Annotated in this window: 9 protein-coding genes; 8 read left to right on the top strand and 1 reads right to left on the bottom strand. The window is 52.5% G+C overall.

What is annotated here, in order from left to right; translation table 11 throughout:
* Positions 1–26 precede the first annotated feature (26 nt).
* The 3 genes from IEW12_RS27255 (at position 27) to IEW12_RS27245 (ending at position 8159) form a co-directional block, all read left to right on the top strand.
* Complete coding sequence (locus tag IEW12_RS27255; RefSeq protein ID WP_188569297.1) at positions 27–5141, top strand: beta strand repeat-containing protein; 5115 nt, start codon at positions 27–29, stop codon at positions 5139–5141.
* Positions 5142–5461: 320 nt separating this feature from the next.
* Positions 5462–7291, top strand: coding sequence for an O-linked N-acetylglucosamine transferase, SPINDLY family protein (locus IEW12_RS27250; protein ID WP_188569296.1), 1830 nt, complete (start codon positions 5462–5464; stop codon positions 7289–7291).
* A 70-nt stretch (positions 7292–7361) separates the two neighbouring features.
* Positions 7362–8159: a hypothetical protein gene (locus tag IEW12_RS27245; protein ID WP_188569295.1), complete on the top strand. Its 798-nt coding sequence runs from the start codon at positions 7362–7364 to the stop codon at positions 8157–8159.
* A gap of 200 nt (positions 8160–8359) precedes the next feature.
* Here the strand turns inward: IEW12_RS27245 and IEW12_RS27240 are convergent, their stop codons facing one another.
* A complete protein-coding gene (locus IEW12_RS27240) occupies positions 8360–8986 on the bottom strand; it encodes a PEP-CTERM sorting domain-containing protein (protein WP_188569294.1) in 627 nt (208 codons plus the stop codon).
* A 530-nt stretch (positions 8987–9516) separates the two neighbouring features.
* Here IEW12_RS27240 and IEW12_RS27235 point away from each other — a divergent pair.
* The 5 genes from IEW12_RS27235 (at position 9517) to IEW12_RS27215 (ending at position 14466) form a co-directional block, all read left to right on the top strand.
* Positions 9517–10968: a flagellin N-terminal helical domain-containing protein gene (locus IEW12_RS27235; protein WP_188569293.1), complete on the top strand. Its 1452-nt coding sequence runs from the start codon at positions 9517–9519 to the stop codon at positions 10966–10968.
* 75 nt (positions 10969–11043) lie between these two features.
* A complete protein-coding gene (locus tag IEW12_RS27230; protein ID WP_188569292.1) occupies positions 11044–11442 on the top strand; it encodes a flagellar protein FlaG in 399 nt (132 codons plus the stop codon).
* Between the two features lie 106 nt (positions 11443–11548).
* Entirely contained in the window at positions 11549–13561 is a 2013-nt protein-coding gene (gene fliD, locus IEW12_RS27225; protein WP_188569291.1) for a flagellar filament capping protein FliD, read from the top strand.
* 42 nt (positions 13562–13603) lie between these two features.
* Positions 13604–14125, top strand: a complete 522-nt coding sequence (gene fliS / locus IEW12_RS27220; RefSeq protein ID WP_188569290.1) for a flagellar export chaperone FliS — start codon at positions 13604–13606, stop codon at positions 14123–14125.
* A gap of 2 nt (positions 14126–14127) precedes the next feature.
* Positions 14128–14466 carry a flagellar protein FliT gene (locus IEW12_RS27215; RefSeq protein WP_229751384.1) on the top strand — a complete coding sequence of 113 codons (339 nt, stop codon included), beginning with the start codon at positions 14128–14130 and terminating at the stop codon, positions 14464–14466.
* Positions 14467–14471: the final 5 nt, after the last annotated feature.

Below are 14471 nucleotides of genomic sequence, written 5' to 3'. Positions count from 1 at the left end.
ACAGGTAGCTCTCTGGAGGTTGCAATATGAGTTCGATTTTTTCAAGTATGACCACCGCGCAAATCGCTGCGCTCACTACAGCCCAAATTGCCGGTGCCTCAACTGATGACATCATCGCTTTGTCGACTGATCAAATCATTGCGTTGACTACTGCTCAAGTCGGTGCTTTTAAAACCTCTCAGATTGTTGCATTCACTACAGATCAGATCCCCGCTTTCGAAACACGCGACGTTGCTGCGTTCACCACCTCCACTATCGCAGCACTGACCACTGACCAGATCAGGCTGGCTCTGACCACTGATCAAGTAGTTGGCCTCACGACAGCGCAAGTAGCTGCACTGAAAACCTCCCAGATCATTGCATTGACTACCGATCAGGTACACGCGCTGGAAACTCGCGATGTCGCCGCTTTGGGTACTACCAATATTGCTGCACTGACTACCGACCAGATTTCTAAAGGCTTGAGCGCTGCACAGGTTGCCGCCATGACCACAGGCGAAATCAATGCGTTGACTACAGACCAGATCTCCAAAGGCCTGACTACTGACCAAGTTGTCGCCCTGACCACTGCACAAGTTGCCGGCATCAAAACCAGCCAGATCGTTGCATTGACGACTGACCAGGTAGCTGCACTGGAAACACGTGATCTGGCTGCGCTGACTACAGCAGCAATCAACGCCCTGACGACAGACCAGATCTCTAAAGGCTTGACCACTGATCAAGTCGTTGCCCTGACTACCGCACAAGTCGGTGCACTGAAAACGGCGCAAGTTGCATCGCTGACTACTGACCAGGTTCACGCACTGGAAACACGCGACGTTGCTGCATTGGGTTCTGCCAACGTTGCAGCACTGTCTACAGACCAGATTTCCCAAGGTTTGACTGCTGCACAAATAGCTGCCTTCACCACCGCTGAAGTTGGCGCGCTGACGACTGACCAAATCTCCAAAGGCTTGACTACTGACCAGGTCGTTGCATTGACCACAATACAAGTAGCTTCGCTGAAAACAGCACAGGTTGCATCCTTGACGACCGACCAGGTGGCTGCGCTGGAAACCCGCGACGTTGCTGCCCTGTCCACCGGTGCCGTTGCCGCCCTGTCTACCGACCAGATCTCCAAAGGCCTGAGCACTGCCCAAGTAGCTGCGTTGACAAGTGCGCAAATCGGCGCATTGACAACAGACCAGGTTGCTAAAGGCCTGACTACTAACCAGGTCGTGGCACTGACCACAGCCCAGGTAGCATCGCTGAAAACAGCCCAGGTTGTAGCCTTGTCTACCGACCAGATCGCTGCATTGGAAACACGTGACCTGGCTGTCTTGAGCACCGCTGCAATCGCTGCGTTGACAACAGACCAAATCTCCAAAGGTCTGACAACAGATCAAATCGTTGCCCTGTCTACTGCACAAGTCGGCGCATTGAAATCCGCGCAAGTTGTTGCCTTGAGCACCGATCAGGTACGTGCACTGGAAACACGTGACATCGCCGCTCTGAGCTCGGCCAATATTGCAGCATTGACCACAGACCAGATTTCTAAAGGTTTGAGCACTGCGCAAGTCGCTGCCCTGACCAGCGCCGCGATCGCTGCGTTGACGACAGACCAGATCTCCAAAGGTCTGACTACTGATCAAGTCGTGGCACTGACCACAGCACAAGTTGGTGCACTGAAAACAGCGCAAGTTGTAGCATTGTCTACCGACCAGATCGCTGCACTGGAAACACGTGACCTGGCTGTCTTGAGTACCGCTGCAATCGCTGCATTGACAACAGACCAGATCTCCAAAGGCCTGACTACTGACCAGGTCGTAGCGCTGTCTACAGCACAAGTCGGCGCTCTGAAAACATCGCAAGTTGTAGCATTGAGCACCGATCAGGTTCACGCTCTGGAAACACGCGATGTCGCTGCATTGGGTACTGCCAATGTTGCAGCTCTGTCTACAGACCAGATTTCCCTGGGCATGACAGTAGCGCAAGTTGCCGCCTTTACAACCGCTGAAGTCGCTGCCTTGACTACAGACCAGATCTCCAAAGGTCTGACCACGGATCAGGTTGTAGGCTTGACTACTGCACAAGTCGGCGCACTGAAAACAGCTCAAGTAGCTGCTCTGTCCACAGATCAAGTCGCTGCTCTGGAAACTCGCGATGTTGCGGCCCTGTCCACCGCTGCAGTTGCCGCCTTGTCTACCGACCAAATCTCCAAAGGTTTGAGCGCTTCCCAAGTAGGTGCAATGACCAGCGCGCAAATCGGCGCATTGACAACCGACCAGATCTCCAAAGGTCTGACTACTGATCAAGTAGTGGCACTGACTACAGCACAAGTCGGCGCTCTGAAAACAGCTCAGATCGTAGCCTTCTCTACTGACCAGATCGCTGCATTGGAAACACGCGACCTGGCTGTCCTGAGCACCGCTGCAATCGCTGCATTGACAACAGACCAGATCTCCAAAGGCCTGACTACTGACCAGGTTGTGGCTCTGTCTACCGCTCAAGTCGGCGCACTGAAAACATCGCAAGTTGTGGCATTGAGCACTGATCAGGTTCACGCTCTGGAAACACGCGACGTTGCTGCACTGGGTACCGCCAACGTTGCTGCGTTGACTACCGACCAGATCTCTCAAGGTCTGAGCACCGCGCAAGTTGCTGCGTTGACCAGCGCTGAAATCGCTGCGTTGACGACAGACCAGATCTCCAAAGGCCTGACCACTGACCAAGTAGTCGCATTGACTACAGCCCAAGTCGGCGCTCTGAAAACATCTCAGGTTGTCGCTCTGTCTACCGACCAGGTAGCAGCGATAGAAACACGTGACCTGGCTGTCTTGAGCACTGCTGCAATCGCTGCGTTGACCACAGACCAGATCTCCAAAGGCCTGACTACTGACCAGGTCGTGGCATTGTCCACTGCCCAGGTAGGCGCGTTGAAAACTGCACAGGTTGTCGCTCTGACTACCGACCAGGTTCACGCTCTGGAAACACGCGATGTTGCTGCGCTGGGTTCTGCTAACGTTGCTGCACTGACTACCGACCAGATCTCCAAAGGCCTGACTGCGGCACAAGTTGCTGCATTCACCACTGCTGAAGTCGCTGCGTTGACAACTGACCAGGTCTCCAAAGGCCTGACGACCGACCAGGTTGTGGCCCTGTCTACCACCCAGGTCGCTGCGCTGAAAACAGCACAGGTTGCATCCTTGACGACAGACCAGGTTGCTGCGCTGGAAACACGCGACGTTGCCTCCCTGTCTACCGCCGCTGTTGCTGCATTGACGACAGACCAGATCTCCAAAGGTCTGAGCGCTGCGCAGGTTGCTGCAATGACTACCGGCCAGATCAATGCCCTGACCACCGATCAGATCTCCAAAGGTCTGACCACGGATCAAGTCGTTGCTTTGACTACCGCACAAGTCGCCGGCCTGAAAACGACCCAGGTTGTTGCATTGACGACAGACGAAGTCGCTGCTCTGGAAACACGTGATCTGGCTGCAATGACTACCGCCTCTATCGCTGCATTGACGACAGACCAGATTTCCAAAGGTCTGACCACCGACCAGGTTGTGGCTCTGTCCACAGCACAAGTCGGCGCGCTGAAAACATCGCAAGTTGTAGCGTTGACGACAGACCAGGTCGCTGCTCTGGAAACACGCGATGTCGCTGCACTGGGCTCCGCTAACGTCGCTGCGTTGACGACAGACCAGGTTTCCAAAGGTCTGACTACAGCGCAAATCGCTGCATTGACTACCGCTGAAGTTGGCGCTTTGACGACAGATCAAGTCTCCAAAGGCCTGACGACAGACCAGGTCGTTGCATTGACGACTGCACAGGTTGCATCGCTGAAAACATCGCAAGTTGTAGCGTTGACGACTGACCAGGTTCACGCTCTGGAAACACGTGATGTCGCCGCACTGAGCACCAACGCAGTTGCTGCCCTGACGACAGACCAGATCTCCAAAGGCTTCACAACAGCGCAGATCGCTGCTTTGACTACTGCTGAAATCGGCGCATTGACGACAGATCAAGTCTCCAAAGCATTGAGCACCGACCAGATCGTTGCGTTGACGACTGCTCAGGTCGCCGCAATGAAGACTGCGCAGGTAGCGGCCTTGACGACCGACCAGTTGCAAGCAATGGAAACTCAGGACGTTAAAGCCCTGACGACCAGCGCGATCAACCACTTGACGACTTCTCAAGTCAGCCACCTGACGACAGACCAGATCGTTGCGTTGACGACTGCTCAGGTAGAAGCCCTGTCATCGACACAAACCATGGCCCTGACCAGTGACCAGATCCCTGCGTTCACCACTGCACAGATCTCTCACCTGAAAGTGACTTCGCCTATCATTCTGGATCTGAATGGCGACGGCATCAAAACGCAGAGCATCGCGTCCGGCGTTGAGTTCGATCTGTTTGCAAGCGGCAACAAGGTCAATACTGGCTGGGTTTCTTCCAGCGACGGCTTGCTGGTACTGGATCGCAACCATGACGGCATCATCAACGACGGTTCGGAACTGTTCGGAAATGCAACCAACACGTCCACAGGCGGCAAAGCGTCTGATGGTTATGCAGCACTGAGCGAGCTGGACAGCAACCATGACAACGTCATCTCCAGCGCAGACACCGCCTTCGGCGATCTGAAGGTATGGGTAGACAAGAACTCAGACGGTATCAGCGAAGCCGGGGAACTCTCTTCCCTGACCGACCTGGGCATCACCAAGCTGAATCTTGACGCATCCAAAACTTCGGTCAAGGATAACGGCAACTGGCTGGGTCTGGTTTCCAGCTACGAAACCGCCGACGGCAAGACACATGCGATGGGTGACGTCTGGTTTGTTGCAGACAAGAACCAACAGCCTGCAGACCTGAAATCCAATGTCAGCAGCTTGTCGCAAGCCATCGGTGCCTTCGATAGTGCACAGACAGCTGCAGCCGGCGCGCCTGCCATCAGCGGCGTATTGGGTGGAAACTCCAGCTCGAATGCCTCTACGGCGGCAAACGTGGCGACCATCGTCGATGTGATGAAAAACTTCGATGCCAATGGCAATCTGGTCAACGGCTCCGGCACACCGGCAATGTTGGCAGGCCAAACTGGCGGTGGACAAGGTATCCTGAATCCAAACAACAATGGAATCCTGGCACCAAGCCACAAGTAATCCAGCTGCATGAATAGAAGCGGCAAGACTGAAAAGTCTTGCCGCTTTTTTTACGCCTGGGCATTTGCCTTAGGCCGGAGATCGGCTTGATGGCCGACTTGATATCCGGCTGAAAGCTGTCCGAAATCTGCAATTCGTACCGAAAACACAAATAAACCGCTTAAAGCAGTATTTCTGCTTGCGTTTAGGCTATCCATTTTGCAAAATCACTGGGCGACCATATCCTGCTGCATGCCTGTTACATGCCTTTTACGCGATTGCGCGGCATCGCCAGCACGGATACTTGACCTCAATGTGCAGCAAATAAGAAAAACGAAAAGATGTCCAACTCAGAACAAACTAACTACGACGAACTTCTTGCGCTGGCCCTGCAAGGCAAGCTTGAGCTGTTAAAAGTCATCCCGATGGCGGAGCAACTGATCCGCACGCAGCAACAGGCTAAGGCGATTGATCTCTACAGGGCCTGGCTCAAGCACCCGGAGCGGGCGCTTGAGCATGCCGCCTATTTCAACCTGGGGGTGCTGCTGGGTGAAGTCGGCAGCTCCTCCGAAGCCGTAGCGGCGTTTCGCCAGGCGGCGCATCTGAAGCCGGATTTCTTCCAGGCCCAATACAATGTCGGCGTTCATCTGGAACGCCAGGGCCACTTCCAGGAAACCATCAAGCAATGGCGCGCCTCGCTAGCCGAGCCGGCGCTCAAGGATGCGCAGAATAATGGCATTCACATCATGCTGCTGAACGGCATGGGCAGGCTGCTGGACAAGTTCAAAGAGTATGACGAGGCCGAGGACGTATTGAGGCGCAGCCTGGAATTGAACCAGGAGCAGCCGGCAGCGCTGTACCACTGGATACACCTGCGGCAAAAACAATGCAAATGGCCCAGCCTGCGCAAGCTGCCCGGCATTTCCGTTGAAAACATGTGGCAGGCGGCCTCGCCGCTGGCCCTGCTCGGCCTGACCGACGACCCCGCCCGCCTGCTGGAAACCGCGCGCAATTATGTGAGCAAGAATGTCATCGACGTGCCGCGCATGATGCCGTTCGGCCGGCTTTATCCTGAGCATAAGAAGCTGAAAATCGGTTTCCTGTCCGGCGACTTCTGCCTGCATGCCTTATCACTGTTGACGGTGCGCTTCTTTGAACTCCTCGATCGCAACAAGTATGAAGTGATAGGTTTCGGCTGGAGCAACCGGGACGGCACGCCCTTCCAGCACCGCGTATTCTCATCCTTTGATAAATACTACGACATCGCCGGTACCAGCGATGAAAAAGCAGCAGAGCTGATCCAGAAGCAGGAAATAGACATCCTGTTCGATCTGCAGGGGCTGACTGCAGGCACGCGCCCGAATATCGTGGCCCGCGGCCCTGCTCCCATACAGATCGCCTATCTGGGCTATCCCGGCACTTCCGCACTGCCCTATGTCGATTACGTCATCGGCGATGAGTATATCTATCCGCCGGAGCTGGCACAGCACTTCACCGAAAAGCCGCTGTATATGCCGGACTGCTACCAGGTCAGCGATGACCAGCGCGAATATTCCAGCGAAAAGAAAAAAGCGCATTACGGACTGCCGGAAGATAAGTTCGTTTTCTGCGCCTTCAACAACAACTACAAGATCATCCCTGAAGTATTCGAGTCATGGATGCGCATACTGCGCCGGGTTCCGGACAGTGTATTGTGGCTACTGAAGGACAATCAATGGTCCGAGCAAAACATGCGCAATGCGGCACAAGCACATGGCATCGACCCCGACCGCCTGTTTTTTGCCGGCAGAGTGTCTCCTACCGATTACCTATCGCGATTCTGCTCGGCCGATTTGTTCCTGGACACATTCCCCTACAATGCCGGCACAACCGCCAACGATGCCGTCTGGGTGGGTCTGCCGCTGGTGACCTTATCTGGACGCAGCTATACCTCGCGCATGGCCGGCAGCATACTGCGCTCGGTCGGGCTGGAGAGCCTGATCGCCGATACGCATGCAGAGTATGAAGACAAGGCCGTTGCCTTTGCGCTCAGCCCGCAGCAACAAGCGCAAAGCAGCGACATACTGAAGGCAGCCAAGCAAAATAGCGCGGCACTGAATACGCATAAATTTGTGGCCGACTTTGATGCGGTCATCACGCGTTTGCTGGCTGAGTTAAAACAAACTGCATAGCGGACTCAAGGCTCGCGGCAAACCCTACTCAGCCAATTGCAAGAACCACATTGATCAACGAATCCATCTCATGCGCCAAGTCAAGCTCTACCAGATAGCCTATTCCGAACAAATCCTGGCCAATATGGAAGCGGGTTACTCCGCCTTGAATATCACTGACAATCCACGGGCGGATTGGCGTGAATACTACCCCATCCGTAATTTCCTATTGAGTGAAACGCTGGACGAGGAGTGCTTTTACGGTTTTTTCTCACCCAAGTTCCGTGCCAAGACCGGGCTTTCGCATGCACAGACCGTCCAGTTCATACTGTCCTCCCCCGCCGACACGGATGTCATCACCTTCAGCCCGCAGGCTGACATGGGCGCATTCTTCCTGAATGTCTTCGAGCAGAATGAGTTGTTTGACCAAGGTTTCACGCAGACCGGCGAGGATTTTCTGGCCGCGATAGGCAAGCCCTTGCGGTTGGCCGGCCTGATCATGGACTCCCGCCATATTGTATTCAGCAATTTTTTCGTCGCGCGGCCAGCGTTCTGGCGCCAGTGGCTGCAGATTAATGAAGCCATGTACGCAATTTGCGAGGGTCCGGACAGCGAATTGAAGGCCCGGCTTTGCCATACGACCAGCTACGAAGACGTGGAAAGAAAAGTATTCCTGATGGAGCGGATTGCTTCTTTACTATTAAAGAGCAATAGCGACTGGAAAGTGTGGGCCTACAATACCTTCGCCTGCGCCTGGTCATCCACTCGCCTGAACCAGTTTGAGCATGAAGCCGTGGTCAGCGACGCCCTGAAAATGGCCATGAATGACAATCCCAATGTTGCACATTACCTGACGGCATTCAATAAGATCCGCGATGTGTTGCGTTAAAAACGGCATTTTACTCAAGTGTGCTAAACCGGTCGCTGCAATGAAAAGCCGGTCGCTCGCAGACTATGCACGCCATTAGCCGAGTCTGCCCCCAGTCCTGTAAACCTCACGAGATCGACAAGCGCGTCGGGGGCCTAAATCTATCTGCGATTAGCTGACCGGCGATCAGATCGCACTCTGACACAAATACCCTCGCAGCATCAAGAATCTGCACGAGCTTTTAAGAAACGGCTCGCTGCAAGAACCATGAGCCCGATCCCGGCTAACGTCAGTGAAGCTGGCTCGGGAACAGGATTGGCAGGGACGGTAGTATCCAGAACAATATTATCCACCTGGGATCGTTTGGCTGTTGTCGTCAACGGAGTCCATGATACGGCTGACAGGTTTGTCAAATTAAAAACAAATGTTTGAAGGCCGACGATATTATCCAATGTTACTGTCTTTTGGCTCGTTAGCCCGTTCGCGAAGAAGAAATTGAATATGACATTTCCGGAAGACGTGGAGTTTGCACCGTCCCCCATATCAATAGAATCAAATGAAAAAGTGCCTCCGCCGGATTTGGTGAGAGTCAGTGTCGCACCAGCATAATTATTAGTCAGCGTATTGCCTTTGCTGTCGGCATTGTAATGAGCGCTGTTATCGCCCCAAAAAACAAGAGTCTGATTCTTATTCGCGCCGTCTTCGTTGGCGGCAATACGGAAACCATCTTCCTGATACAGGCCGCTGGCGTGATAAGTCTTATCAGCATTAAAGTCAATCACCGTAGCCTGGCTGCTTGCGGTAAAAGCACAAGTTACCAGTAGGGCGGCAAATAAACGCTTCTTCATAAATGTCTTTCGGGATAGTAGATAAAGTTGCAGCAAAAAGAATATTCCATCGCCTAATTGTTGCACATAGACAATAAATTATATTTCCCAAAAGCAATTTTATAAAATCAACGGCAATTCCCCCTTATTTCTGGTGATCAAAAAAGCTTTATTCAGTAAGTAAATAGCGCCGGAATTTGAATTGAGTTGTCTTAATTTTAATTTTTCTTAAAATTAAATTCTCAAATAAGCTTAAACACGACAAGAAATCTATTTTTTCTCCAAGGTTTGGGGTTATGAACAGAAAAAACATTGCGAAAATTAACTGAAAATTTACCCTAAAGTATTTTCAGATAACGCCGTAGAGCGAAGTAATCAATATAAATTGAAGGCCAAAAAAAAATATTTATCTGCAGAAACTAGTTAAACATTTTGGGAGTCCGTCCGATATCACTTAGCAACGGCGGTCCGATTGTCTTAGTCTTTACGAGGCAGACCAAAGTTTAAGGCGTGTTCCGCCAAATTTAATGACTTCGGTAAGGAGAATCAACATGGCTTCAGTAATTAATACCAATATTGCTTCACTCAATGCTCAGCGTAACCTGACGACTTCACAATCGTCCCTGAACACTTCGATCCAGCGCTTGTCTTCCGGTCTGCGTATTAACAGCGCAAAAGACGATGCTGCAGGCTTGGCGATTGCCGATCGTTTCACTGCTCAGATCAACGGTCTGTCACAAGCTAGCCGTAACGCAAACGACGGTATCTCCCTGATGCAAACTGCTGAGGGTGCTTTGGCAACCACAGGCGATAACTTGCAACGTATTCGTGAACTGGCCGTACAGTCCGCCAACGGCTCCAATACAGCAACTGACCGTGCAGCGATCCAGAAAGAGGTTGGCCAGCTGATCTCCGAGATGGACCGTACAGCTCAAACTACACAGTTCAACGGCTTGAACCTGCTGGACGGCAGCTTTGGTACTACATCTTTCCAAGTTGGTGCTAACGCCGGTCAAACGATTACAGCGACAACAGCAAACTTCCGTACAAACAGCTATGGTAACAATGCTTTCTCTACTGACGGTGTAGCAGCAAGTGCCACAGCCGCCTACGCAGCTGGTACTTTCGACATCCAAGGTTTGGCAACAAAAACAATCAACGTTTCAGCAACTGACACAGCAAAAACAGTCGCAACGTCGATTAATAGCGTTTCCGACACAACCGGTGTGAGCGCAACAGCACAAACAGATACACAGGTAAAATTTGTCGCAGGTCAGTCCTATTCTCTGGGCCTGGTATCCGACAACTCTACCGCAGCCAACGTTACTTTCACTGTTGGCGCCAATCTGGACGCTAGCGGCCTGGCAACAGCAGTATCGGCAATCAATGACGCTTCTTCCAAAACAGGCGTAACCGCCAAGTTGAACTCGACAAACGATGCACTGATCCTGACCAACGCAAGCGGTAACAACATTGCTATTACTAACAATAGTACTGCAGCAACAGCAACTTTCGATAACCAGAATCTGGATGCTTCTGGTAATGCGCAAGGTGCGGTAGATGCGGCCGTTGCAAATGGCGGTACAACATCCAAATCGCTGGGTTATGTTGTCATGAACTCGGACAAAGGCTTCACCGTTGGTAACATTGCAGGTGCAACAGACTTCACTGCAAACTCTGCTACTTTGAACACTGTGTCCAACATCGACGTTTCGTCCGCTAAAGGCGCAACAGATGCATTGAAGGTTATCGACTCCGCTTTGTCCGCAGTCAACGGCCAACGTGCTACATTCGGTGCTTTACAATCACGTTTCAGCAGCGCTGTTACTAACCTGCAAACTACTTCTGAAAACTTGTCTGCTTCCCGCAGCCGTATTCAGGATACAGACTTTGCAGCAGAAACAGCCAATCTGACACGTGGCCAGATCCTGCAACAAGCTGGTACTGCGATGTTGGCGCAAGCGAACTCGCTGCCTAACGGCGTGTTAGCGCTGTTACGTTAATCGGAAAAATAGTACGGTAAATAAGTCCTGGCAGAAATTCTTTCTGCCAGGCTTATTGTCATAGAGGGAGCAATCATGGATATATCACCTACCGGCGGAGCTAGTTCAGCCGCGTCGCGTGCAGCGAGTATTGGCGCTTACGGCACCGATACAGCAAGCCCTGCAGTGCCTGTCAAGGCAGCCGTCGCCCCTGTTGTAGAGGCTACTGATATAAAGCAACCATCCCCTGCCCCTACTACTGCACAAGTCACCCAGGCAGTCAAAAGCATCAATGACATGCTGAAGTCCTCTTTCTCTCAAGACCTGGAATTTTCATTTGACTCGGACGCGGACCGCGCTATAGTCAAGGTAGTTGACCAGAAAACCAAGGAAGTAATACGTCAGATGCCATCCAAAGAAGCGCTGGAAATCTCCAAGGCCCTGGATGATCTGCAAAACAAACTGCAAGGTGTGCTGATCAAGCAAAAAGCTTGATAGCATTCTTATATCGAATCTCGAAATAGCAGGTAATTCTCCCCTCTTTAGGTCGCTTTGGAATAGCCCGCTATCAGATACATTATAGTTTTAGTCGGAGGCATTCGTGACCGTCAGTGCAACCAGTAGCGGCAGTATCGATGTGAACAGCATTGTCAGTCAGTTGATGACTGTCGAAGCCAGGCCATTGCAATTACTGCAAATTAAAGAGGCATCTTACACAGCCAAGCTGTCTGCTTATGGCAGCCTGAGCGGTGCTTTGAGTGCATTCCAGAGCACGCTCACCAGCCTGGGCGACGCTTCCAAGTACCATGCGCTTTCTGCCACAGCCGGCGACGCGACGATATTGTCCGCGACCACGACTACAGGTGCTTCCGCAGGCAATTACAACATCAATGTCTCGCAATTGGCGCAGGCGCAAAATCTGGCTGCTACCGGCCAGGTCAGCACCACTGCGACCATAGGTTCGGGCGCATCGACCTCGATCACCTTTGAATTCGGCGGCATTTCCGGCGGCACGTTGAATCCTGACGGCACCTATACGGGAGCCACTTTCACTGAAGACGGCACCAAAGGCGCGGGCACCATCACGATAGACGGAACCAATAATTCACTGCAAGGCATCAAGGACGCAATCAACAAAGCCGGCCTTGGCGTTACCGCCAGCATCGTTTCAGATGGTTCGTCCGCCCCCAACCGCCTGGTACTGACATCGACCAAGACTGGGCAGACGTCCAGCATGAAGATTTCGGTTTCCGGCGACTCCGCCATTCAAAACCTGCTTGCCTACGATCCTGCCGGCACTCAAAACCTGTCGCAAAAAACGGTGGGACAGGATGCCAAGGTCAATATTAGTGGTATTGACATTACCAGCCCTACCAATGACGTCAGCGGCGCGATCCCCGGTGTTACCGTTACGGCCTCCAAAATCGGTACCACGTCACTATCGCTTTCCGCTGACACCACTACTGTTACAGCCAGCCTGAATGCCTTTGTGAAGGCATACAACGACCTGAACACGACCATCACCGGTCTGACAGCGCCCGGCAAGCAAGCCAGTGCAGGCGCAGCTCCTACGGGTGGCGGTCCATTGGTTGGCGATGCGGCCACCAGGAATATCCAGAATTCCATTCGCAAGATGTTTACGACAGATGTGCCTGGATTGAACGGCAATCTGACCAATTTGAGCCAGATCGGCATTACCTTCCAGGACGACGGCACGCTGGCGCTGGATTCCAGCAAACTGTCTTCCGTGTTGAAGAGTAATCCGGACGACGTGCAAAAACTGCTGGCAAGTTCAGGCAGCACTTCCGACAGCCTGGTCAAGTTCGTCAGTGCGGGGAAAACCGCTCCTGTCGGCAGCAATGCGATCAATATCACGGCTCTGGCTACCCAGGGCAATGTTACCGGCAGTACTGCTGCGGGCCTGAGCATCAATAGCGGCAATAACACGCTTAACCTGACTATCAATGGTACGACCGCAAGCGTCAATCTGACGCCATCCGGCACGCCATATACCGCGAGCGGGCTGGCCACGCAGTTGCAATCACTCATTAATGGCAACAAAACTTTTTCCAGCGCCGGCATCAATGTCTCTGTGACGCAGAACAACGGCGTGTTCACGATTACGTCCAATAAATATGGCTCGGCATCCAAAGTGAGCGTCTCCGGCGCCGGTGCAGCCAACTTGTTTGGAACGACAACAGAAACCGTAGGTACCGATATCCAGGGCACGATAGGCGGCGCAGCAGCAAGCGGCAGCGGCACGACCCTCACCGGTGCCGACGGCGGTCCGGCGGCCGGCGTCAAGGTGGATATTTCCGGCGGTGCTCTCGGTGATCGCGGCACAGTCAACTACTCCAGCGGATATGCGTCAATGTTCAGTTCGCTGCTGGACAGTTTTATCGGCACAAATGGTTCGATCAAGGCTGCCAATGATTCAATCAATGCATCGATCAAGAGTATAGACCAGCAATCCGATGCGTTAAATACGCGATTGGCGCAGACTGAGAAACGCTTACGCGCTCAATACACGGCATTGGATGTATCGATCAGCAGCATGCAGTCGACGTCTACATTTTTGACGCAGCAGCTAGCAAAAATATCGGCAAATGGCTAGCGGTCACGCTGACTATTTCAAGGATTACCAGGAGAGTTATTGATGTTTGGTTCCATACGTAATGGTGCAAATGCCTACGCAAAAGTAGGCATGGAAACCGGGGTGGCTGCTGCCAGCCCGCACAAGCTGATAGTCATGCTGTTTGAGGGTGCATTGGTCGCCATCAAGACAGCGATGCAACAAATGGCGGAAGGTAACATCCCCGAAAAAGGCATGTCCATTTCCAAGGCAATCCTGATCATTGACGGCGGCCTGCGTGCCAGCCTGGACAAGAATGCCGGCGGCGACATCGCAGAAAGCCTGGATGCGCTGTATGAATACATGAGTGCGCGCCTGCTGGAAGCGAACTTGAAAAACGACGTAAAGATACTGGAAGAAGTCCATACCTTGCTCACTGATTTGAAAACCGCGTGGGATGCGATAGGTAACGGTAGCGCAGGCACCGCAGATGCTGGCGGCCCCGACACTACCAATGCAAGCACCGCGAGCGGAAAATCTGCAGGACCAAAAATGTCGGCCTATGACGCACTTGCCCCTAATAAATATTCTTTTGTGAGTGTTTAACGATGATGAATAGCGAAGAAATCATTTCTATCTACGAAGTAGTTTCAGAAATTACAGATCAGATGCTGGTTGCAGCAAAATCGCAGGACTGGGAAAAATTCAGCGACCTTGAAAGCAATTGCGCAAAACACATACAGACCTTGAGACAAGAAGACTCTCCTGCACCTTTGCCACCGCAAAGCAAGGAAAAGAAGATCAAGCTGATCCAGAAAATACTGGCTGACGACAGGGAAATTCGTGTGATCACAGAACCCTGGATGGCGCACCTGAGTGCATTGATGAGAAATACCGGAACAGCACGCAAACTATCAAATGCCTACGGTAGCAACCGTATCGGCTGATCACT

This window comes from Parundibacterium terreum, from assembly GCF_014636315.1.
GTDB classification, from domain to species: Bacteria; Pseudomonadota; Gammaproteobacteria; order Burkholderiales; family Burkholderiaceae_D; genus Undibacterium; species Undibacterium terreum.
This window is presented reverse-complemented; position numbering and strand designations above follow the sequence as displayed.

Excerpts from the sequence above, each read along its gene's own strand:
- IEW12_RS27245 (WP_188569295.1), top strand. The coding sequence starts at position 7,362 with ATGCGCCAAGTCAAGCTCTACCAGATAGCCTATTCCGAACAAATCCTG.
- IEW12_RS27215 (WP_229751384.1), top strand. The coding sequence starts at position 14,128 with ATGATGAATAGCGAAGAAATCATTTCTATCTACGAAGTAGTTTCAGAA.
- IEW12_RS27230 (WP_188569292.1), top strand. The coding sequence starts at position 11,044 with ATGGATATATCACCTACCGGCGGAGCTAGTTCAGCCGCGTCGCGTGCA.
- fliS (WP_188569290.1), top strand. The coding sequence starts at position 13,604 with ATGTTTGGTTCCATACGTAATGGTGCAAATGCCTACGCAAAAGTAGGC.
- IEW12_RS27235 (WP_188569293.1), top strand. The coding sequence starts at position 9,517 with ATGGCTTCAGTAATTAATACCAATATTGCTTCACTCAATGCTCAGCGT.
- IEW12_RS27250 (WP_188569296.1), top strand. The coding sequence starts at position 5,462 with ATGTCCAACTCAGAACAAACTAACTACGACGAACTTCTTGCGCTGGCC.
- IEW12_RS27240 (WP_188569294.1), bottom strand. The coding sequence starts at position 8,986 with ATGAAGAAGCGTTTATTTGCCGCCCTACTGGTAACTTGTGCTTTTACC.
- IEW12_RS27255 (WP_188569297.1), top strand. The coding sequence starts at position 27 with ATGAGTTCGATTTTTTCAAGTATGACCACCGCGCAAATCGCTGCGCTC.